Here is a 20,369-nt window from a genome sequence, read left to right as displayed (position 1 = left end):
GCGGCGCAAGGAATTACATGTTAGGGTAATTCGGACCACCGCCGCCCTCAGGTGTTACCCAAGTAATATTTTGAGATGGGTCTTTAATATCACAGGTCTTACAGTGAACACAGTTTGCTGCGTTAATCTGGAAGCGTTTAGAGCCGTCATCATTTTCCATGATTTCGTAAACACCTGCAGGGCAATAGCGCTGAGCAGGCTCATCCCATTTCGGTAAGTTCACATTCACTGGAATTGAAGGATCAGTAAGCTTCAAGTGAGCTGGCTGGTTTTCTTCGTGTACAGTGTTTGAAATAAACACAGAAGATAAACGGTCAAATGTAAGCTTGCCATCTGGTTTTGGATAAGTTGGCTTGAAGCTCGTTGCATCAATAGTTTTCAATACAGCGAAGTCTTGTTTCAAGTCATGTAAAGTGAATGGTACTTTAAAGACGTTTTGATCAATAAAGTTAAATGCACCACCAATCCATTGCCCAAACTTATGCATTGCAGGGCCAAAGTTACGAGCGTTATAAAGCTCTTCTTTTAACCAGCTGTTGTTAAATTTGTCTGTGTAAGAAGTTAATTCTTTAACGAATAAATCTTCGCCTTCGGTTACACGAGCAACCGCAAGATCACCACCTTTTTCAACTCCAGCAGCAATTGCTTCAAATACAGCTTCACCACATAACATGCCTGATTTCATGGCAGTGTGTGAACCTTTGATTTTCGCAAAGTTTAAGAAACCTGCATCATCACCAATTAAGCAACCACCTGGGAAAGTCAATTTAGGTAAAGAGTTGAAACCGCCTTTCACTACAGCACGTGCGCCATAAGAAATACGTTTACCACCTTCTAAATACTGTTTGATGAGTGGATGAGTTTTCCAGCGCTGCATTTCCATGAATGGGTACATGTGTGGATTTTCATAAGACAAGTCCACAATCATACCCAAAGTCACTTGATTGTTTTCAGCGTGGTATAACCACCAACCACCCGAAGAACCAGTTTCAGACAATGGCCAACCAGCACCGTGCATCACTAGACCCGGTTTATGTTTTGCTGGGTCGATTTCCCAAAGTTCTTTAATCCCGATCCCGTAATGTTGTGGATCTGCATCTTTATCAAGATTATATTTTGCAATTAGGCGTTTACCTAAGTGGCCACGGCAGCCTTCAGCAAAGAGAGTGTATTTAGCGTGAAGTTCATAACCCGGAGTAAAGTTATGTGTAGGCTCGCCATCTTTACCAATACCCATGTCACCAGTTTGAATACCTTTTACAGTACCGTCTTCATGGTAAAGCACTTCAGATGCAGCAAAGCCAGGGAAGATAGAAACTTCTAATTCTTCAGCTTTTTGACCTAACCAGCGAACAACGTTACCTAGCGAGATAACATAGTTCCCGTCATTGTGCATGGTTTTAGGAACCATCCAGTGAGGTGCTTCTTTAGAGGTAGTTTCTGAAAGCAAAAAGAATGTTTTGTCTTCAGTTACAGGTACGTTAAGAGGCGCGCCTTCTTCTTTCCAGTTCGGGAAAAGTTCATTAATAGCACGCGGTTCAAGTACAGCACCAGATAAGATATGCGCACCTACTTCAGAGCCTTTTTCAACTACACAAACTGAAAGATCGGGTAAGTTATTTTCAATCGCTAATTGACGGATCTTAATCGCAGCAGATAGACCTGCAGGTCCTGCACCTACGATGACAACGTCAAACTCCATCGATTCACGTTCGATGTGTTCCATGTAGGACTCCTCAATACTTAAAGGTGGCAACCGTAATGTCAGATCATCCGGTGCTGCCGTGAGTGTTTTAATCCATAGGCGCAAATATGCTATTGTGCCTTTTATCGTTTGGGCTAGTATAGTTTTAAACCATGATCTAGCCAATTGGCTGAGTCGTCATATTTTTTCGTCAGCAAGGCATAAACTATGGTAAATCAAAATAATTCCCCATCGGATATGGGAAAAATACCGTTATCTGATGATAAAAACTTAATGAACATTGCACAATACTTAAAAGGTGTACAGCAAAGTCACAAAAGGTCAATCCCACCTTTAGAGCAATGGCATCCAAAGCATTGCGGTAAAATGGATTTAACGGTGAAAGCCAATGGAGAATGGTGGCACGAAGGTCAATTAATCAAGCGCCAAGCCCTATTGGATTTGTTTACCAAAGTCCTATGGAAAGAAGAGGGTAAATTCTACCTGAAAACCCCTGTAGAACAAATTGAAATCGAAGTTGAAGATGAACCTTTATTAGTCAATCAGGTAGATCAGATTGAAATTTCAGGTGATGAGTTTCTACAACTGACGACGACCAATCAGGATGTGATTTTAGTTGATGCAGAACACCCGATTTTTATGCGGGAATATGCAGGGGAGTTGCGTCCTTATGTCCATGTTCGATTTGGTATTAATGCGCTTATTCAACGTCAGGCTTTCTATCATCTCGTGAACTATGGAACACTGGTCGAAAATGATAAAGGCGAAACCATTTTGCAGTTAAAAAGTGGTAATTTGCACTTGCAATTAGGCACTTGAGGTTTAAGCTTTATAGAGTGAAATTTTCCGAAACTCTCTAGTACTGCCATGACAGCCATACAGCCTTTATTTACTGAATTAGAACCTATGCCTAAAGCATTAGCAGATGCCCCAATTGGTATTTTTGATTCAGGTATTGGAGGTATGTCGGTTGCAGCAGAAATTGCCAAATATTTGCCAAACGAACGTATTGTATATTATGCAGATACAGCCTATGTTCCGTATGGTCCTCGCTCTGATGAAGAAATCAGGGAACTGACTGCTCGTGCCGTCGACTGGTTATATCGTCAGGGCTGTAAAATTGCAGTCGTAGCTTGTAATACGGCTTCCGCATTTAGCCTTGATCATTTACGAGAACATTATGGCGAACACTTCCCGATTGTTGGCTTAGTACCGGCATTAAAACCTGCCGTATTACAAACTCGTTCTAAAGTGGTTGCAGTATTGGCAACACCAGCTACTTTTCGTGGACAACTCATTAAAGATGTTGTCGAAAAGTTTGCTGTTCCAGCGGGTGTTAAAGTGATGACTCTAACGAGTTTAGAGCTTGTACCTTGTGTAGAAGCAGGGCAGCAAATGAGCCCTGTTTGTTTAAATGCATTAAGAGAAGTTTTACAACCTGCAGTTGAGCAAGGCGCGGACTATTTGGTACTTGGTTGTACGCACTATCCTTTTTTAAATGAAGCTATTCATCATCTTTTTGATAACCAATTCACACTGGTTGATTCGGGATTGGCAGTTGCCCGACAAACAGCCCGTATTTTAATAAAAAATGAGTTATTATGTGACCAAATACGTCAGAATGTTGCACGTATTGAATGTTATGTAAGTGGTAATAATGCAGATGCATTACAACCTGTTTTACAAAATATGATTCCACAAGAATTGACATGGACGCTGCACAATCTGAGTTGAGCTCTGTTGTAGGCATTCAGAAGAAAGCGTTTTTTATATTTATTTTTCTTATTTGGGGCGGTTCATAATCTTGGCTGATTCAGGCCATATCAAGATTATGGGGCGATAAGGGTATTGCTATGCTCGATACACGCTATCAGATTTTTATTTCAACCTCAGGTCGCGAGATGCAACCTGAGCGTATGGTTCTTTCCCAAACTTTAGTCAATATGGGGTTTTTTGCTTGGGGGTTAGAATATAGAAATCCTCTAACAACAACGCTTGCCCGTCGGCAAATTGATGAATCGGATTATGTTGTTTTGCTGCTGGGTAGTCAGTATGGGGAGCAATCAATTTCAGGGGCGAGTTATTTTTCTTTAGAGTATGAATATGCGTTAAGTCGGGCGAAGCCCATTGTCGTCTTTATGCATGAACAACCTGAAAGTCATGATATGCATTTACAAGAGACTCATCCGCAGCTTAAAGAGAAATTTCTGGCATTCCGAAAAAAGTTATTACATGAAGCGAATCATATTTTTTATTTTAAAAGCCCACGTGATTTAGAACTTGCTGTCCGTTTAAATATGCCTTTAATGGTTGAACAATATATGGGACAAGGTTGGGTGCCTGCACGCCAAGCGCATCATTTGGAAGATGAAATTAATCGATTAAAAAGTAAAATTTTACAATTAGAACAACAGTTATCAGAGTCATCAATTCAAGCAAATGAAGTGGCACCGCAAGATGTTTTTGCTTTTGAATATCAAATTCAGGCTTTTCAAGATGGCAACTTTAAAGAGCTTAAGCGCCAGAGACAAATGACTTGGTCTCAACTGTTAAGTATTTTGGCTAAACATTTTGAGACAGCCATGCCAGAAGAGAACTTTGGGACTTGCCTCAATGAGTATTTAAATCAGGACGGGTTAGAAGACGCTCGCCAAGAGTTGCCTAGAGCACATGCAGTGGCAGGTGCACAAATTAATCATAAAGCCCTGTTTCGTATTAAAAAGCAAATGCAATCACAAGGCTGGATTGTTCCAACCAAGATTGATCAACAACATAGTTTATGGAAAGTAACGACCAAAGCCCAAAAGCTCTTGCTCAGTTATAAATGGAATCATCGGAGTACTCGATTAAAAGCTTAGAGCGATTCAATTTAGATATGACCATGAAAGCTGTTACATTAGTGTCATAAGATGAATTGAAAGGCATTTACACATGTCGTTTGAACAAAAACCGAAAGTTACTGTCATTTTAGCGAATTTAGGCACACCGGATGAGGCAACCGTCCCAGCGGTGCGCCGTTTTTTAAAGCAGTTTTTATCTGATCCACGTGTAATTGAAATTCCAAAATTCATTTGGTGGATTATTTTAAATCTGTTTGTTTTGCCTTTTCGCCCAAAAAGAGTAGCACATGCCTATGCTTCGGTATGGTCTACCGACTCACCAATGCGTGAAATTGTATTTGAGCAAACTCAACGTGTGCAGGCTTATTTAGAGCGTGAAAATAAACAGTTTGATTTAACTGTGTTGCCCGCTATGACTTATGGTAATCCGGGTATTGATGCAGTTTTAGAAAAATTGTCGGCTCATCCACAAGAGCATGTCATTTTACTGCCTTTATTTCCCCAATATTCAGCCACTTCTACAGCACCGTTATACGACGCATTTGCTAAGTGGATTCCTACTCAGCGAAATTTGCCGGGTCTGACCATTATTAAAGATTATTATCAACATCCAATGTTTATTCAGGCGTTGGCAGAAAGTGTTCTAGCTTACCAAGAGCAACATGGCAAACCTGAAAAGCTGTTGATGTCATTTCATGGTATTCCACAGCCTTATGCAGATAAAGGCGACCCTTATGCAGACCGTTGTCGTATTACCGCAAAGTTAGTCGCTGAAGCTTTACATTTAAAAGATGATGAATGGGCAATTAGTTTCCAATCACGTTTTGGCAAACAAGAATGGGTGAAACCTTATACTGATCAACTTTTACAAGATTGGGCGAAGCAGGGCGTTAAGTCTGTTCAGGTCTTAAGCCCAGCTTTTTCTGCTGACTGCTTGGAAACGCTTGAAGAGCTCGCTATTCAAAATGCTGAGTTATTTCAGCAAGCTGGTGGTGGTAGCTATGCTTACATCCCTGCTTTAAACAGTGATCAAGCGCATATTGATTTGCTTGCAGGTTTAGTTCAGGCTAATCTTGATGCCCTTACCCATACCTTAGCCCACCGTTAATTGCGTTTTAGCCAGAGGTTTTTATGCTGCAAGTCAAAATTGTTCCAGTTACTGCTTTTGCTCAAAATTGTTCTTTAGTTTGGGACAGTGAAACAAAAGAAGCAGTTTTGATTGATGCAGGCGGCGATGCTGCTGTTTTGAAAAAAGAAGTAGAAGCCTTAGGTTTAAAAGTAAAAGCGTTATGGCTTACTCATGGGCATTTAGATCACGCAGGGGCTGTAGGTGAACTCGCAAAAGAGTGGAGTGTTCCTGTTGTTGGTCCGCATAAAGAAGATCAGTTCTGGCTAGATATGATTCAGGAAGTTTCGGCACGTTATGGTTTTCCAATCCCACAGCCTGTAAAAGTCGATCAATGGCTTGAAGGCGGTGAAGTGCTAAAACTGGGTGAAGATGAGTTTGAAGTGCGTTTTGCACCAGGACATACACCAGGTCACGTCATGTTCTATAACAAGAATCATGGTTTACTCTGGACTGGCGATGTCCTGTTTAAAGGCTCAATTGGAAGAACAGATTTTCCATGTGGTAATCATGAGCAACTGATTGAATCAATTCAGCGTGAGTGTTTTAGCTTACCAGATGAAACCCAGTTTATTTCTGGACATGGGCCAATGAGTACCATTGGCTATGAAAAACAATTTAACCCGTTTGTCGCAGGTAAAGCGGGTTAATCCTCATAATCATCTTCATGCTGACTACCCTTGTCTTGCTGAGGAGCATCTTGGGTAGGCAGTCTATATTCATCGTTTGCCCAAGCGCCTAAATCAATAAGTTTGCAACGTTCAGAACAAAACGGACGAAATTCATTACCTTCCCAAACACTTGGTTCACCACAGCGTGGGCAGGGAAATGTACGTGGCATAAAGCAGTAACCTCAAAGTGAAGAGAAATAGATTAGGCAAAAGTCAGGTGACTTGTTAGACTTGTGCCGATTTTTATTTAGTTTGATGTGATTATGCAGATTCGTCAATTTCAAGCACAACGTATGCAAGCGCCTCGCGATTTTACCCCAATTGAAAATACTCCGATTTGTGTAGAAATTGGAGCAGGCAAAGGTAAACATGCTTTGCTATTTAGTAGGCAAAATCCTCAGCACACGTTATATGCAATTGAACGAACTAGAGAAAAATTCTTGGCCATGCAAAAGCAGCATGGTTTGGAACCACGAGACAACTTGGTGCCTGTACATGCAGATGCTTTACCTTGGGTTGTACATGCTCTATATCCTGCTCAAGTAGAACATTTCTTTATTCTCTATCCGAACCCTGAACCGCATAATCCGGCACAACGCTGGTTGAACATGCCATTTTTTGAGTTCCTGTTATCACGCCTGAAAACAGGTGGAACGATTACTTTGGCAAGTAATATTCCTGAATATATTGAAGAAGCTGAACAACAGTTATTAAATGTGTGGAAGCTGCCTTACCAAAAAGAAAAAATTGCGCAAACTTCTGCACGTACTCATTTTGAAATTAAATATTTAGAGCGTGGCGAGCTTTGTCAGCAGCTCATTATGACCAAGCCTGAAGGTTATAACACTCGTTTTGATGAGTTTGCACCGTTACAAGGGCAAATACATGTCGAATAAGCGGATTGCCATTATTGGTGCGGGGCCGGCTGGTTTAATGGCCGCGGAGGTGCTGAGCCAGTATGCTTATGAAATTGATGTGTTTGAGCAAAAACCTTCGGCTGCGCGTAAGTTTCTGATGGCTGGTAAAACAGGGCTAAATATCTCGCATGCTGAACCATTACCCCAGTTCATTGAACGTTATGACCATGCAGAATGGCTCAAACCGTGGGTTGAAAAATGGGATGCAGTCTGGATTCAGAACTGGATGAAAGGATTGGGAATAGACTCGTATGTGGGTAGTTCCGGTCGTATTTTTCCTGTCGAAATGAAAGCTGCTCCTTTACTTCGCGCTTGGTTAAAACGTTTAGCAGAACAGCAGGTTAAATTCTTTTATCGTCATCGTTGTATTAATTTGCATGGTACAACATTGACTTTAGAAAACCAAAATAAACAGAATACTGAAACCTTTACCCAACAATACGATGCAGTCGTGTTGGCTTGTGGGGCTGTATCTTGGTCTCAATTGGGCAGTGATGGTGCTTGGCAACAATGGATGGATCAATCTAGTATTGAACCTTTTCAAGCAAGTAATGCAGGGGTATTGCATACTTGGTCAGCTTTTATGGAAAGCTGTTTTGGTGAGCCTTTAAAGCGTATCAATGCGTGGGTTGAACCCAGCCAAGTTACTCATGGTGATATTGTGATTACTCACTACGGTTTAGAAAGTGGGGTCATTTATAAACTCGGACGCGCCTTACGAGAACAACAAAAACAAGGAAAAAGCTTAAATCTATTTTTAGATTTATTGCCTGATGTAGAGCTTACACAGTTAGTTAAAAAGTTACAGGCTAGCAAAAAACAATCTCTCACCAATATCTGGCGTAAAGCAGGCTTAGACACAGCTAAAATTAACTTAATTAGAGAAGTGGTTGATAAAGCACTATGGAGTCAACCAGAGACGATGGCGCAAAAAATGAAAACACTTCAAATTAAGTTAGATGGCTTTAGGCCTATTGAAGAAGCGATTAGCTGTGCTGGTGGTGTTAAGCAAAATGCATTAACTGAAAGTTTAGAGCTGAAACAAACTTCAGGTGTTTTTTGCTGTGGCGAAATGCTGGATTGGGATGCTCCTACAGGAGGATATTTGCTGACAGCATGCTTTGCTACGGGACGAGCAGCTGGTGAAGGTGTGCATTCATTCTTAGAAAAATAACAACGAATTCGGTGCTATGTTTGATATGTGAAAAGTGTTATTTTTGAGCGATCAATAATAATAGGAGCCGGAATCGTATGTCTCAAGCATCGCCAGTCTATCAGGGAAGTTGTTTATGTCAGGGTATTCGCTATGAAATTAAAGGCGATATCGGAGATATTATCCAATGCCATTGTCAACGCTGCCGAAAATCCAATGGAACAGCATTTGCAACGAATGCTCCTATCAATAGTGCAGATTTTAAAATTACGCAAGGTGAAGACCTTATCAAAAAATTTGCTGTGAATGGTGTGTACCGTTGGTTTTGTAGCGAATGTGGTTCACCGCTTATTAGCTCGCGTGATGCTCAGCCTGAACTGTATCGTTTAAGAATTGGGACACTAGATACACCATTAGACCAAAAGCCGACAATGCATATTTTTGCTGCTTCAAAGGCAGAGTGGGAATGCATTCATGACGATTTACCGCAATATGATGAACGTCCATGATTTAAAAAGTATGTTTTAATCAAATTGTAGATGATTTAATATACTTAAAACAGGGAGATGGCATTCCTCCCTTGAAAAACCGCCGTATTGGCTAATGATGCCTACGTTACCCTCATGTATTTATAGCGCTGGGTACGTAGGTTATTGCGTACTCTGCTTATTTTTGGAGTGCGCCATGTCTCGTTTCCCATCATTTTTGTTTGCTCTTTTAGCATCTCACTAAAGGGGTGGTTCTATGTATTATCCTTTACTTTCAATTGCCTTAGGTTCAGTTCTTGGGGCGTGGTTGCGCTGGTTTTTAGGTTTAAAACTTAACCCGATTTATCCGCAAATTCCGTTGGGTACTGTTACTGTTAATTTAGTCGGTGGCTTTATTATTGGTTTTGCGATGGCTTATTTTGCTCATAGTGATTTGAGTCCGAACTATAAGCTTTTTGTGATTACTGGTTTTTGTGGTGCTTTAACTACATTCTCAACTTTCTCAATTGAGATCGTCACCTTATTGCAAAGTGGTAAGTGGGGAATGGCAATGTTGGCCATTTCTATTCATTTAATTGGGTCTTTAATTTTTACGTGTTTGGGGTTGGCGACTTATTATTGGGTAGCGGGCAACTGATTATTGGGATGTTTAAGGAGCGAGATATACGGCACGGCCTCCGTTTTACGATATTCTCAAAGAGCATTTGTATAGGCATACCTTACTTTTGAAAGATCAAAAGTAAGCAAAAATCTTCTGTTTCGCTGATGCTACATCCATGTAGCACAGCAAAACAGCGGCATCCATGCCGCTTGTCACGATAGTAAATGACGAATTAAAAACTCCTGATTTATTTTTGGGATTTGATACGCGTTAAAGTCATCAACAGCCTGACTGAAATCAGCTATATCTTGTTTTTGCAAGATAGTTGATAAGTGTAAACAGGGAACAGGTTCTGTTGATGACAAATGCCTTTGGTTACTTTGGGCAAAACCAAAGTAACAGAATTAGCTACTTTCATTTGAGAATAAACGGTAAGACTCCCTCGTGTATTCACAAATTCTTAATTACTTTTCAGTTAAAGCCTGACCTTCAAACTTGACACCATCCCAACCATTTTGCATAAACTGACGAATATTTTGGTGGTCAGTTCCCTCTGGGGTAGCTAATACAGATGCGTAGTGCTCTGCAAATAAACTTAAAGTTTGTGCTTGGTCTAAACCTTGTAACTTGGCAAAAGAGAAAACTTTCGCACTGCCTTGATTTTCAGTTGCAGCGTTATGCTGTGCGCCATTTTGAAAAGCTGTTGGAGTATGTTGGTAGCGTGCTTCAATATAAGCTAAAACATCTGAAAATTTTGCTGTGCCTGCTTGTAATTGGGCAAGTAACTCTTGTGCCATAATCTTAAACTTCCTATCAAATGGGGCTTAAGCATAGCATTGAATACATGTTTTGAAAGCTTGAGAGCTATAAAAAATGATGAGTTGTTGAGAAAAATCAGAAGCGTTCTTGTGAAAATTGTGGATAAGTTTAACTTTATACACACCTTAGAAAATCATTGAAAAATGCACATAAAAAAAGAAGCCTAAGTGGAGGAGATGAGTCTTAGGCTTCCAATGGTTTAAGTGTATTGGTTAAAACTTAACGTAAGATTAACTCTTACGATTAAAGCGAGCGAAGCGTTTGTTAAAGCTTGCAACACGCCCTTCATTACTTGCTTGACGTACTTCACCTGTATAGAAAGGATGTGAAGCACTTGAAATATCAAGAGTCACATAAGGATAGACTTGTCCTTGATATTCTTTGGTTTGTTTAGTCTGAATAGTACTACCAATTAAGAAGTATACGTCTGCATTGGTGTCATGAAATAACACTTGTTGGTAAGCAGGATGAATATCTTTACGCATGAGAGATTGTCCTAAATTATTTTTGATTAAAGAAATGTTATAACATAACACTCAATAAGTCAATGTAACCCTAAAAAGGCTACATTGATAAGTAAATTAAGTTAGTTAGAAAGTGGTACAAGCTCTTCAAATAGATCGTTAAGATTGTCATGCACTTTTAAGTGAATGAGGTTCCAGTAGTGTCCTGAAATGGTTCTATTGACCATTAATGTATCTGGTGAAGGTTTAAAGACATCCCAATATTTTAAAGACTTTTTCACGAGTAACATGCCATCATGATGGGATGAATTCTCTGCAAAATCATAGGTTGTGGTAAGTGGACGCAACAACACTTCAATCCAGAGCTTATAAAGGTCACTCGGGAATTTACCTTTTTCTGCTAGTGAATGTAGTTCGAGTAATTCTGTTTCAATTAAGTCGATATCTTCATGGCGAGCTGCATTCACCAGTCGTTTGAAACTATACACAATTTCATTGGAAAGTGTTTTAACACTGCCATAGTCATAAATAATCACACTGCCATCTTGGCGGAAGGCAAAGTTACCTGGATGAGGGTCACAGTGGAAACGTTTTAAAAAGAACATTTCTTGACCTAAAGCGCGGATTAGACGACGGCCAATTGTGTTTCGAATTTCGATAGGCCAAGAACTAGCAGTTTCAATACTGTCACCTTGTTCAAGGCTTAAGGTTAAAATACGTCTTGAAGAGTAATCTTTATAAACAGTCGGGATAATAATTTTGTCGTCTAATTTACTATGAAAAGTTTTAAAGACCTCAAGATTTTGAGCTTCGATTTCATAGTTAAGTTCTGCTGATAGACTATCTTGAATCTCTGCAAAAAGCTGATCTTGTAGCTTTTTATCAATTTTAAGTACACCCATTAAGCGAAGGGCTAAACGTACTTGTTTTAAGTCACTTTCACAGGCTTCATCAACACCGGGATATTGAACTTTAACCACAACTTGTTCGCCACTTGGCAGAACAGCTTTATGAACTTGCCCAATCGATGCAGCAGCAAAAGGTTCTTGTTCAAAAGATTTAAAGGCAACATTCAGTGGTTTGCCAAGCTCACGTTCAACTTGTTGCTGAATCGCTGCAAAAGGCATAGCTGGAGCTTGGCGTTGTAGTTTTGATATCGCTTTGGCGACTTCGGGTGGGAAGATATCTTTATATTGCGATGCAATTTGTCCGACCTTCATGACCGCACCTTTCATTTCTCCCAAGGTATCTGCAATTTGAAGTCCGATATCTTGAAATAACTTGGTTTTTGCAGCCAGTTTCTGTTCTTCATCCGCAGTCAGGTTTCGAATCGAGTTAGAAACGGTTTTTGTTGCAATGCTCGCGGTCATTCCTGCAAGTTTCATAAATCGTTTGCCAGGTGAACTTGCATTCTTTGCCATATCTTCGATACCTCATTGACTACAACATAATATTGCCTAGGTTTGATCATAGGTGACAAAACTTAAAAAGCCTATAAGAAATTGTTTATCTCCTGTAAGAAAATTTTCGAAAAACAAAATGTTATTTTTATAGTAAAAAATATGAAAAGCTTTTGAAAATTCATTTCATAAACAAAGCTTTAATATCTATAAAGTCGCTGTTTTTTTAGTGCTAAGGTGAAGGGCATGTTAAATAAGAAATAGAGACAATAAAACTTATGACCAGTCTAAATTCGTCCTATGGGCGCTCTCAAGCGGTTCCTTTATCTGTATTCGAGCAGTCGAAAGACGCACATATTATTCGTTCTGATGAAGAGGCAATAGAGATTGCCAAGCAACTTGCTCAAGAATTTGCCCAAGAAGCATCAGATCGAGATAGAGAGCGCCGTTTACCCTTAAATGAAATTCAACAGTTCTCACAAAGTGGCTTGTGGGCCATTACAGTACCTAAGCAATTTGGTGGGGCGCAAGTCAAGTACCGAACTTTAGCGGAAGTGATCAAAACAATTGCGAGTGTTGACCCTTCTCTTGCTCAGTTGCCTCAAAACCACTTGGCTTTTATTGAACATTTAAGACTAGATGCGAAACCTGAACAGCAACAGTTCTTCTTTAACTTGGTGTTAAGAGGAATTCGTTTTGGGAATGCATTTTCCGAAAAACACAGTAAGACAGTAGCAGACCTCACTACCACATTAAGAAAGACCGAGCACGGTTATGAAATTAACGGCAAGAAATTCTTTGCAACGGGTGCCTTGCTCGCACATTGGATTCCAATTGTTGCTGTAAATGAACTAGGGCAACCTTATGCTGCACTTGTGCCACGTGAAACATCTGGGGTCAATATTATTAATGATTGGTCTGGTTTTGGACAACGTACCACGGCTAGCGGCACGGTAGAGCTGAATCAGGTGCCAGTACGTGAAGAATATTTAGTTCCGATTTACCAAGCATTTGAGCGCCCTACACCAGCAGGTGCTATTTCTCAGTTTATTCAGGCTGCGGTCGATGCCGGTATTGCACGTGGTGCAATTGAAGAAACGATTCAATATGTCAAAAACCATAGCCGTGCATGGATTGATTCAGGTCTGGAAAAAGCCAGTGATGACCCTTACACCATTGCAAATATTGGTGACCTAAAAATCAAACTGCGTGCAGCAGAAGCGGTATTGGATTTGGCTGGAGATGCAATTGATCAGGCCATTGCCAACACCACCGAAGAACATGTAAACCAAGCCACTCTATTGGTTGCCGAGGCAAAAGTACTCACCACAGAAATTGCTATTTTGGCAGCCAATAAACTTTTTGAGTTATCGGGTACGCGTTCTACTTTATCTGAACTCAACCTTGACCGTCATTGGCGCAATGCCCGTACCCACACTTTGCATGACCCCGTGCGTTGGAAATATCACATTGTTGGTAACTATTATCTCAATGGAGTTCAGCCACCTCGTCATGCATGGAGCTAAATTGAAAGAAAAAACAAAATTAGGAGAATAACGATGACAACAGCTCAAATTGAATTAGAAGAACTGTCGGTCGGTGCTGATTACGAAAAGGTTGCAAACAGATTTCGTCCCATTTTTGAAAAAATTGCACAAGGTGCAATTCAACGGGAAAAAGAGCGAATCTTGCCTTTTGAGCCGATTCAGTGGTTAAAAGAAGCCAAGTTGGGCGCTGTACGAATACCCCGTAAATATGGTGGAGATGGGGTTTCATTACCTCAACTGTTCCAGCTTTTGGCAGAGTTAGCAGAAGCTGACTCCAATATTGTGCAAGCTTTACGAGGTCATTTTGCATTTGTTGAAGACCGCTTGGTTGCTCATAAAGAGCATTCTCAGGAAGTCTGGTTTCAGCGCTTTGTACAAGGTGATTTAGTCGGGAATGCGTGGACAGAAGTTGGAAACGTACAGATTGGCGATGTTGTTACACGTGTCACCAAAGACGCTTCGGGTAACTTAGTAGTAAATGGTGAAAAGTACTATTCAACAGGAAGTATTTTTGCAGACTGGATTGATTTATTTGCTTACGATGAAGTAAATGACCGTCATGTGATTGCTGCTATTTACCGCCATGAAACAGGGGTGAGCGTGATTGATGACTGGGATGGTTTTGGTCAAAAGACAACGGGCAGTGGTACTTTAAAAGTACATCAGGTTCATTTGCCAGCTTCACACCTTATTCCATTTGACCAACGTTTTAAATATCAGACCGCTTTTTATCAGGTGGTGCATCTTGCAACTTTAACGGGTATTGCGCGTGCCGCGGTTGAGACATTTAGTCAGGAAATTCGTGAACGTAAACGTATTTTTAGTCATGGTAATGGTGACTTGGTTCGTCACGACCCACAAGTTTTACAAGTGGTCGGCAAAGCCTCAGCTCAAGCATATGCAAGTGAAGCAATTACCTTAAAAACCGCTGAGGCACTGCAAAAAGCCTATGAAAGTCATTTTGCCGAATCCGAAGTGAAAGAGCATCAGTTTAATGTAGATGCCGAGCTTGAGTCGGCACAAGGGCAGGTGGTGATTTCTAATCTAGTACTCGATTTAACAAGCCAGCTATTTAATGCTTTAGGGGCATCGGCGAGTAGCCAAGTGAAACAACTTGACCGTTTCTGGCGTAATGCTCGGACTGTGGCTTCACATAATCCGCTTATTTACAAAGAAAAAGTAATTGGAGATTGGGAAGTAAACCGTACGGATTTACCATTTGTCTGGCAAATTGGAGCAAGCCCACGGGCAAAGACTGCATAAAATAAAAAAAGCCGATGTTTCATCGGCTTTTTTATTAGGTTTGACTTAAACGTTTGGTATTTAAATAGAGTCGTGAGAGCAATAAAACACAGGCAATACTTAAACCAATAATTAAACCTAACCACACACCAGCTACGCCCCAATCGGTATAACGCGCTAAATAAAGACCGATTGGAAAAGCAATTACCCAATACGCCATTAAGGTGATCCACATCGGTGCCTGAGTATCTTGCATACCTCTTAAACAGCCGGCAGCGCTGACTTGTAGGGCATCCATTAATTGATATGCCATTGCAAACCAGAGCAAATACATGGCAACCGGCACAACATTTATATCTTGAGTATAAACCGAGACAATTTGTTCACGGCCTAGAGCAATAAAAGACATGGTCAATAGAGCAAAAAATACTGCTGTGCTTAGACCAATTTTTTGTACTTGGTACATGGAAGCCCAGTTCTTTTCACCATAATATGTTCCCACGCGAATGGTTAAAGCAATGGCAAGAGAAAGTGGAATCATAAACAGTACCGAAGTGACTGAAATTGCTACTTGGTGTGCGGCAATAAAGACTTCCCCTAGAGGGCTAAGGACCAATGCCCCTGTACTAAAAATACTCACTTCAAAAAACACAGCTAAACCAATTGGCAGACCAAGCTGTAAAATTCTTTTAACCCAAGTCAGGTTAATTTTATCGAATCTGCTAAAAATAGATGTGTTTCGATAAGCTGAAGCCTTATAAATATAGCCTGCTAACGTAATGAGCATCAGCCACTGTAAAATGGATGTTGCAAAACCACAGCCTGCGCTACCCAAAGCAGGTATTGGTCCTAAGCCATACATAAAAATCATGTTAAGCGGGATTAAAACCACTAAGGCTAGTAAGCTAATGACCGTGACAGGGCGGGGATGGCCTAATGCTTCGGAATAGCCTCGGAGCGCTGCATACATGGTTACAGCGGGCATACCCAAACCAATTGCATGTAAGAATAAACTGGCTTTAGGCTGTAAACTTTCTGGTACGCCAAACACATGTAAGAAAAATGGCATAAGCTGCAAAATGAGCATTGCCAATACCCCTAGAATTACTGCAACCCATAATGATTGGCGGACAATCACTGGAATTTGTTCTGTATTTCTAGCGCCTTTTGCTTCAGCCACTAATGGTGTGGTTGCAATCATGATGCCACTGAACAAGAGCATGACTGGAATCCATAAGCCTACACCTACCGCAATAGCGGCTAAGTCTGCGGCAGATAAATGCCCAGCCATAATGGTATCAATTAACCCGAGCCCTGCTTGAGCAAACTGCGTAATTAAAATAGGTAACATTAAATGGAAGAGTTGTTTTAATTCAGACCGAAACGACGTGACATTCGACACAAAAGGTACTCTTTATAAATATAAAAATGAAACTAGCGTTGCAAGGTAAGTAATACACCAACAAAGATGACCACTCCACCTAGAAACCGTTGCCATGTAACAGGTGTCTTTTCGGTACCTAACCAGCCAAAATGGTCAAGTAACATAGAAATGACCAATTGCCCAAAAACGACTAACCCTGTAAAGGTTAAAAAACCAAGCTTAGGTGCAGTATAAATGCTCATGCTAATTGCATAAACCCCAAGGAATCCTCCGGTCCAGAGAAGCCATGGAATATTGGATATTTCACTTAAACTCGGTTTCTCGGCACTTTGGAAGAACACCATAATGGCTAAGACGATAGTACCTATGAAAAATGATAACAATGCTGCTTGCAATGGTGAGTGTAATTGCTCACGAAGCTGAGCATTAATTGCAGTCTGAAAAGCCATGGCAACACCGATTCCCATAGCTAAGGGTAAGATCAGGAAAAGTTGACTAGAGAATTTCATCATTTTTATCAATATTTAAGTATGTTTAAAAACAGTCTAAAGCAATTAAGGTATGTTTTCATAAGCCCATTGATGCAGTCATGTTAAAATAGAAATATTGTGTAAATTGGACCCTGTTCCTTGGCCGTATTAAATCCTGCTTCTGTTCCTTTATCTTTATATATCCACATGCCTTGGTGCGTGCGTAAATGTCCCTATTGCGACTTTAACTCACATGCGGTGCCTGATGGTGCGCTTTCGGCAGAACTCGAGCAAACTTATTTAAAAGCATTGGTGGCCGACTTTGAAACTCAAGTCGAGATGGCACAAGGACGTTCAATTCACAGTGTATTTATTGGTGGTGGAACACCTTCACTTATTTCTGCCAAAGGCTATGTATGGCTATTTGAACAGCTTAAATCGCTGTTTAACTTTGAAGATGACTGCGAAATTACTTTAGAAGCTAATCCGGGAACACTAGAGCATGACCCGTTTGCAGGCTATTTAGAAGCAGGAATTAACCGTTTATCGATTGGTGTACAGACTTTTAATACCGATCACTTGCAAAAACTTGGGCGTATTCATTCAGCCAACAATGCCATGGATGCAATTGAGCAAGCAAGACGAGCAGGCTTTAAGCGAGTTAATGTCGATTTGATGCATGGCTTGCCAGAACAAACACTAGAGCAAGCACTTTATGATTTAAAGACGGCTGTAGAGCATGGTGCGACACATATCAGTTGGTATCAACTGACCATTGAGCCAAATACTGTGTTTTTCCGAACACAGCCTGTTTTACCTCAAGATGAGGTGTTAGAAGATATTCAAGAGCAAGGTGAAGCCTATCTAAAAGCAAATGGCTTTATCAATTATGAAGTGTCAGCTTGGCGTAAAGAGCAGCCTTCAGCTCATAATTTAAATTATTGGCAGTTTGGTGATTACCTTGCGATTGGTGCAGGAGCACACGGCAAAGTAACCCGACCGGATGGTGTATATCGTTTCCAAAAGACTCGGTTACCGAAAGACTATTTGGCGAAAGCTCCAGCCGAACATTTGCAAATGAAAAAGATTGAAGCAGATGAACTACCTTTTGAGTTTATGATGAATGCTTTACGTTTAAATGATGGGGTAAAAGCTGAGTTATATGAACAGCGTACAGGCTTAAGTTTAGATGATTTAAATGATGTACTTACTTCATTGCGTTCCAGAGAGTTATTGGTAGAGGATAGCGATCGTTTGGCTTGTACAGAGCAGGGGCATATTTTCTTAAACTCGGTACTCGAAGAGTTCTTATAATCAAAGCATTATAAAGAAAAAGCCGCACGATGAGATGCGGCTTTTGTAATTTTAGCGGGTGGTATAACCACCATTTGCGAAAATCGTCTGACCTGTAATCCACCAGCCGTCGGTGACTAAGAAGCGAACTAGAGGTTCAATATCTTCAATTTTAGTAAGCCCACCTAAAGCTGAAGCTGATTTATGGTAAGCGACTGCTTCGGCAGACTCTTGACCATAAAAGAATGGTGTGTCCATTGGTCCCGGTGCAACAGCAGTCACAGAAATTTGGCGATCTCCAAATTCTTTCGATGCAGCGCGGGTGTAATGCTCAACAGGTGCTTTTAAACCTTCATAGGTTGAATAGAACCCTGTGTAAGCAGCAAGAAGAGAAGTTACGATTGAACAGATTTTTCCGCCGTTATTTAAATGTCGACCTGCCGATTGAATAAAGAAATAGGCAATTTTTGAGTTGATATCACTCATGCTATCAAACTCTTGTTCGGTGGTTTCTAAAAACGGTTTTTTAAGGACTTTTCCGACGGTATTAATCGCAATATCGATACCACCAAAATGCTGCTTAGTGTCTAAGAATAGCTTCTCGATGTTATCGATATCTGTTAGATCTGCCTGAATTAGAATTGCATCTGCACCCAAGGCTTTTACGTATGCGAGTGTTTGCTCGGCATCTGCCTGAGTTTCCGAACTATTATAATGAATTGCGAGTTTTGCACCCTGTTCTGCAAATTTACGACTAATGAGTCCGCCTAGGTTTTTAGCACCGCCAGTAATCAATACAACTTTATCTTTGAGGCTATGAGTTGTCATGATGATTGTTCCTATGATGAATTGTTTTAGCGTTTTTAAGTCTAGATTGGCAGTAATTTGTGATCAATTATGCTAGTTTGGTTTAACTATTCAGAAAATACGAACAATTAAAATGGATCGGTTGCAGCAATTTTATATTTTTACAGAAGTCGCTAAACGACAAAGCTTTAGTGAAGTAGCAAATCAGCTTGATCTACCTCGCTCGACAGTGACGAGTGCCATTCAACAGTTAGAAACTCACTATGGAGTACGCTTATTTCATCGTACTACCCGTAAAGTCAGTCTTACTCAAGATGGCCAACGAATATTGCCAGAATGCCAAAACCTGTTGTTTGATTATGAACAATTAGAACAGTTGATCCAGACACAAAAACAGCATTACCGGGGCACATTAAAAATTTCGATGCCTAGCCGGATTGTGCATCAAGTGATTATTCCTGAGCTGCCTGATTTTTATCATCGTTATCCGGATATTCATTTACAGCTCAATAGTTCTGATGATCTGACTGACTTAATTGAAAAGGGAATTGACTGTGTTGTTCGGGTAGGAGAGCTAGATAACAGTAGTTTAATTGCAAGATTTATTGGTCATTTGGTGATGGTGAATTGTGCCAGCCCGCAATATTTACAAGATTATGGTATTCCTGAGCAGTTAAATGATCTTGAACAGCATAAATTAATTAATTACGCAGGAGCTGTAGGAGAAAAGCAGGGAGAATTTATATATCAAGGTGGAACTGTGATGATGGATAGTGCTTTAAGCGTGAACAATACCGAGGCCTATATCGCCGCTGCTTGTGCAGGTTTGGGAATTATTCAACTTCCTTATTATGATGTTCAGGATAAAATTGAACAGGGGATTTTAGTTGAGGTGCTGAGTGCTTACAGTGCACCATCGCTTCCACTTAATATTTTGTATCCCAACAGGAGTTATATTCCAAAGCGACTAGAAGTTTTTATGAATTGGGTGGGGGAAGTTTTAAATCGCAAATGTATCGTCATCTTTTAGTCATAAAAAGAAAATAGGATAACAATAAAAAAAGCCTCTCGAACTGAGAGGCTTTTTAGAATTTGGTGGGTCGTCCGCGACTCGAACGCGGGACCAACGGATTAAAAGTCCGCTGCTCTACCAACTGAGCTAACGACCCAAATAGGTTCAAAACTAATAAGTGGTGGGTCGTCCGCGACTCGAACGCGGGACCAACGGATTAAAAGTCCGCTGCTCTACCAACTGAGCTAACGACCCTGAGCGAGAATTAAGTAAAACCTTGTTTTACTTGAATGCAGGAGAAAATCTATAATTTTCTTTAGCATTCAAACTCGAACTGACTCAGAGAGAAGTAACACTTCTAAACACTGTATCGTTTTGATGTCGCGTATTTTAGCAAGTTATTCAACTAACACAAGAGGAAATTTAAAAA

Annotated in this window: 21 protein-coding genes, 2 tRNA genes, 1 pseudogene and 1 riboswitch; of the genes and pseudogenes, 14 read left to right on the top strand and 10 right to left on the bottom strand. The window is 40.5% G+C overall.

What is annotated here, in order from left to right:
* Window positions 1–13: 13 nt before the first annotated feature.
* Window positions 14–1,726 carry an electron transfer flavoprotein-ubiquinone oxidoreductase gene (locus G9371_RS05990; RefSeq protein ID WP_017816643.1) on the bottom strand — a complete coding sequence of 571 codons (1,713 nt, stop codon included), beginning with the start codon at window positions 1,724–1,726 and terminating at the stop codon, window positions 14–16.
* Window positions 1,727–1,912: 186 nt separating this feature from the next.
* Between G9371_RS05990 and G9371_RS05985 the strand changes: the two genes are divergently transcribed.
* From G9371_RS05985 to G9371_RS05965, 5 genes are all read left to right on the top strand, one after another.
* Complete coding sequence (locus G9371_RS05985) at window positions 1,913–2,524, top strand: DUF1285 domain-containing protein (protein ID WP_000248028.1); 612 nt, start codon at window positions 1,913–1,915, stop codon at window positions 2,522–2,524.
* Window positions 2,525–2,572: 48 nt separating this feature from the next.
* On the top strand, window positions 2,573–3,439 hold the full coding sequence (murI, locus tag G9371_RS05980) for a glutamate racemase (protein WP_000125345.1): 867 nt from the start codon (window positions 2,573–2,575) through the stop codon (window positions 3,437–3,439).
* 119 nt (window positions 3,440–3,558) lie between these two features.
* Entirely contained in the window at window positions 3,559–4,563 is a 1,005-nt protein-coding gene (locus tag G9371_RS05975; protein ID WP_029423702.1) for a DUF4062 domain-containing protein, read from the top strand.
* A 73-nt stretch (window positions 4,564–4,636) separates the two neighbouring features.
* On the top strand, window positions 4,637–5,653 hold the full coding sequence (gene hemH / locus G9371_RS05970) for a ferrochelatase (protein WP_000007335.1): 1,017 nt from the start codon (window positions 4,637–4,639) through the stop codon (window positions 5,651–5,653).
* A gap of 23 nt (window positions 5,654–5,676) precedes the next feature.
* A complete protein-coding gene (locus tag G9371_RS05965) occupies window positions 5,677–6,321 on the top strand; it encodes an MBL fold metallo-hydrolase (RefSeq protein WP_029423701.1) in 645 nt (214 codons plus the stop codon).
* On the opposite strand, the gene G9371_RS05960 is transcribed toward G9371_RS05965, so the two are convergent.
* Window positions 6,318–6,512, bottom strand: a complete 195-nt coding sequence (locus G9371_RS05960) for a DNA gyrase inhibitor YacG (RefSeq protein ID WP_001138289.1) — start codon at window positions 6,510–6,512, stop codon at window positions 6,318–6,320. The two genes, G9371_RS05965 and G9371_RS05960, sit on opposite strands and share 4 nt — an antisense overlap.
* Window positions 6,513–6,599: 87 nt before the next feature.
* On the opposite strand from G9371_RS05960, the gene G9371_RS05955 reads away from it, so the two are divergent.
* From G9371_RS05955 to G9371_RS05935, 5 genes and pseudogenes are all read left to right on the top strand, one after another.
* Window positions 6,600–7,238: an SAM-dependent methyltransferase gene (locus G9371_RS05955; RefSeq protein ID WP_164979082.1), complete on the top strand. Its 639-nt coding sequence runs from the start codon at window positions 6,600–6,602 to the stop codon at window positions 7,236–7,238.
* Window positions 7,228–8,433: a TIGR03862 family flavoprotein gene (locus G9371_RS05950; protein WP_029423699.1), complete on the top strand. Its 1,206-nt coding sequence runs from the start codon at window positions 7,228–7,230 to the stop codon at window positions 8,431–8,433. Before G9371_RS05955 ends, G9371_RS05950 begins: the two co-directional genes overlap by 11 nt.
* Window positions 8,434–8,510: 77 nt before the next feature.
* Window positions 8,511–8,921, top strand: coding sequence for a GFA family protein (locus G9371_RS05945; protein ID WP_000075982.1), 411 nt, complete (start codon window positions 8,511–8,513; stop codon window positions 8,919–8,921).
* A 44-nt stretch (window positions 8,922–8,965) separates the two neighbouring features.
* Window positions 8,966–9,032: riboswitch (Fluoride riboswitch) on the top strand.
* A 124-nt stretch (window positions 9,033–9,156) separates the two neighbouring features.
* Window positions 9,157–9,537, top strand: a complete 381-nt coding sequence (gene crcB / locus G9371_RS05940) for a fluoride efflux transporter CrcB (RefSeq protein WP_000291735.1) — start codon at window positions 9,157–9,159, stop codon at window positions 9,535–9,537.
* A 166-nt stretch (window positions 9,538–9,703) separates the two neighbouring features.
* A pseudogene (locus G9371_RS05935) lies at window positions 9,704–9,830 on the top strand (hypothetical protein).
* 135 nt (window positions 9,831–9,965) lie between these two features.
* Here the strand turns inward: G9371_RS05935 and G9371_RS05930 are convergent.
* From G9371_RS05930 to G9371_RS05920, 3 genes are all read right to left on the bottom strand, one after another.
* On the bottom strand, window positions 9,966–10,298 hold the full coding sequence (locus tag G9371_RS05930) for a HopJ type III effector protein (protein WP_000046495.1): 333 nt from the start codon (window positions 10,296–10,298) through the stop codon (window positions 9,966–9,968).
* Between the two features lie 252 nt (window positions 10,299–10,550).
* Complete coding sequence (locus G9371_RS05925; RefSeq protein ID WP_001224256.1) at window positions 10,551–10,805, bottom strand: type B 50S ribosomal protein L31; 255 nt, start codon at window positions 10,803–10,805, stop codon at window positions 10,551–10,553.
* Between the two features lie 101 nt (window positions 10,806–10,906).
* A complete protein-coding gene (locus G9371_RS05920) occupies window positions 10,907–12,205 on the bottom strand; it encodes an ABC1 kinase family protein (RefSeq protein WP_001096917.1) in 1,299 nt (432 codons plus the stop codon).
* Window positions 12,206–12,462: 257 nt separating this feature from the next.
* On the opposite strand from G9371_RS05920, the gene G9371_RS05915 reads away from it, so the two are divergent.
* Both G9371_RS05915 and G9371_RS05910 read left to right on the top strand, forming a co-directional pair.
* On the top strand, window positions 12,463–13,710 hold the full coding sequence (locus G9371_RS05915; RefSeq protein ID WP_029423698.1) for an SfnB family sulfur acquisition oxidoreductase: 1,248 nt from the start codon (window positions 12,463–12,465) through the stop codon (window positions 13,708–13,710).
* A 33-nt stretch (window positions 13,711–13,743) separates the two neighbouring features.
* Window positions 13,744–14,994, top strand: coding sequence for an acyl-CoA dehydrogenase family protein (locus G9371_RS05910; RefSeq protein ID WP_029423697.1), 1,251 nt, complete (start codon window positions 13,744–13,746; stop codon window positions 14,992–14,994).
* A 34-nt stretch (window positions 14,995–15,028) separates the two neighbouring features.
* On the opposite strand, the gene abeM is transcribed toward G9371_RS05910, so the two are convergent.
* A complete protein-coding gene (gene abeM, locus G9371_RS05905; protein ID WP_032009059.1) occupies window positions 15,029–16,375 on the bottom strand; it encodes a multidrug efflux MATE transporter AbeM in 1,347 nt (448 codons plus the stop codon).
* Window positions 16,376–16,407: 32 nt separating this feature from the next.
* Window positions 16,408–16,869: a DMT family transporter gene (locus G9371_RS05900; RefSeq protein WP_001984522.1), complete on the bottom strand. Its 462-nt coding sequence runs from the start codon at window positions 16,867–16,869 to the stop codon at window positions 16,408–16,410.
* A 117-nt stretch (window positions 16,870–16,986) separates the two neighbouring features.
* Here G9371_RS05900 and hemW point away from each other — a divergent pair, with 117 nt between their 5' ends.
* Window positions 16,987–18,141 carry a radical SAM family heme chaperone HemW gene (gene hemW, locus G9371_RS05895; protein ID WP_029423695.1) on the top strand — a complete coding sequence of 385 codons (1,155 nt, stop codon included), beginning with the start codon at window positions 16,987–16,989 and terminating at the stop codon, window positions 18,139–18,141.
* A gap of 51 nt (window positions 18,142–18,192) precedes the next feature.
* Here the strand turns inward: hemW and G9371_RS05890 are convergent, their stop codons facing one another.
* Window positions 18,193–18,948 carry an SDR family oxidoreductase gene (locus G9371_RS05890; RefSeq protein WP_029423694.1) on the bottom strand — a complete coding sequence of 252 codons (756 nt, stop codon included), beginning with the start codon at window positions 18,946–18,948 and terminating at the stop codon, window positions 18,193–18,195.
* A 112-nt stretch (window positions 18,949–19,060) separates the two neighbouring features.
* Here G9371_RS05890 and G9371_RS05885 point away from each other — a divergent pair, with 112 nt between their 5' ends.
* On the top strand, window positions 19,061–19,957 hold the full coding sequence (locus G9371_RS05885; protein ID WP_000375490.1) for a LysR family transcriptional regulator: 897 nt from the start codon (window positions 19,061–19,063) through the stop codon (window positions 19,955–19,957).
* Window positions 19,958–20,020: 63 nt separating this feature from the next.
* On the opposite strand, the gene G9371_RS05880 is transcribed toward G9371_RS05885, so the two are convergent.
* Both G9371_RS05880 and G9371_RS05875 read right to left on the bottom strand, forming a co-directional pair.
* Window positions 20,021–20,096, bottom strand: a tRNA-Lys gene (locus G9371_RS05880).
* 22 nt (window positions 20,097–20,118) lie between these two features.
* Window positions 20,119–20,194, bottom strand: a tRNA-Lys gene (locus tag G9371_RS05875).
* Window positions 20,195–20,369: the final 175 nt, after the last annotated feature.

This window comes from Acinetobacter sp. EKM10A (assembly GCF_011075215.1).
Classification (GTDB): Bacteria; Pseudomonadota; Gammaproteobacteria; order Pseudomonadales; family Moraxellaceae; genus Acinetobacter; species Acinetobacter baumannii.
Note: the sequence above shows the minus strand (reverse complement) of the source record. Positions and strands in the feature narration are given on the sequence as shown.

Excerpts from the sequence above, each read along its gene's own strand:
- G9371_RS05910 (WP_029423697.1), top strand. The coding sequence starts at position 13,744 with ATGACAACAGCTCAAATTGAATTAGAAGAACTGTCGGTCGGTGCTGAT.
- crcB (WP_000291735.1), top strand. The coding sequence starts at position 9,157 with ATGTATTATCCTTTACTTTCAATTGCCTTAGGTTCAGTTCTTGGGGCG.
- G9371_RS05890 (WP_029423694.1), bottom strand. The coding sequence starts at position 18,948 with ATGACAACTCATAGCCTCAAAGATAAAGTTGTATTGATTACTGGCGGT.
- G9371_RS05965 (WP_029423701.1), top strand. The coding sequence starts at position 5,677 with ATGCTGCAAGTCAAAATTGTTCCAGTTACTGCTTTTGCTCAAAATTGT.
- G9371_RS05975 (WP_029423702.1), top strand. The coding sequence starts at position 3,559 with ATGCTCGATACACGCTATCAGATTTTTATTTCAACCTCAGGTCGCGAG.
- G9371_RS05945 (WP_000075982.1), top strand. The coding sequence starts at position 8,511 with ATGTCTCAAGCATCGCCAGTCTATCAGGGAAGTTGTTTATGTCAGGGT.
- G9371_RS05930 (WP_000046495.1), bottom strand. The coding sequence starts at position 10,298 with ATGGCACAAGAGTTACTTGCCCAATTACAAGCAGGCACAGCAAAATTT.
- G9371_RS05915 (WP_029423698.1), top strand. The coding sequence starts at position 12,463 with ATGACCAGTCTAAATTCGTCCTATGGGCGCTCTCAAGCGGTTCCTTTA.
- G9371_RS05900 (WP_001984522.1), bottom strand. The coding sequence starts at position 16,869 with ATGATGAAATTCTCTAGTCAACTTTTCCTGATCTTACCCTTAGCTATG.
- hemH (WP_000007335.1), top strand. The coding sequence starts at position 4,637 with ATGTCGTTTGAACAAAAACCGAAAGTTACTGTCATTTTAGCGAATTTA.
- G9371_RS05885 (WP_000375490.1), top strand. The coding sequence starts at position 19,061 with ATGGATCGGTTGCAGCAATTTTATATTTTTACAGAAGTCGCTAAACGA.
- G9371_RS05920 (WP_001096917.1), bottom strand. The coding sequence starts at position 12,205 with ATGGCAAAGAATGCAAGTTCACCTGGCAAACGATTTATGAAACTTGCA.
- G9371_RS05960 (WP_001138289.1), bottom strand. The coding sequence starts at position 6,512 with ATGCCACGTACATTTCCCTGCCCACGCTGTGGTGAACCAAGTGTTTGG.
- G9371_RS05950 (WP_029423699.1), top strand. The coding sequence starts at position 7,228 with ATGTCGAATAAGCGGATTGCCATTATTGGTGCGGGGCCGGCTGGTTTA.
- G9371_RS05990 (WP_017816643.1), bottom strand. The coding sequence starts at position 1,726 with ATGGAACACATCGAACGTGAATCGATGGAGTTTGACGTTGTCATCGTA.
- G9371_RS05985 (WP_000248028.1), top strand. The coding sequence starts at position 1,913 with ATGGTAAATCAAAATAATTCCCCATCGGATATGGGAAAAATACCGTTA.
- murI (WP_000125345.1), top strand. The coding sequence starts at position 2,573 with ATGACAGCCATACAGCCTTTATTTACTGAATTAGAACCTATGCCTAAA.
- G9371_RS05925 (WP_001224256.1), bottom strand. The coding sequence starts at position 10,805 with ATGCGTAAAGATATTCATCCTGCTTACCAACAAGTGTTATTTCATGAC.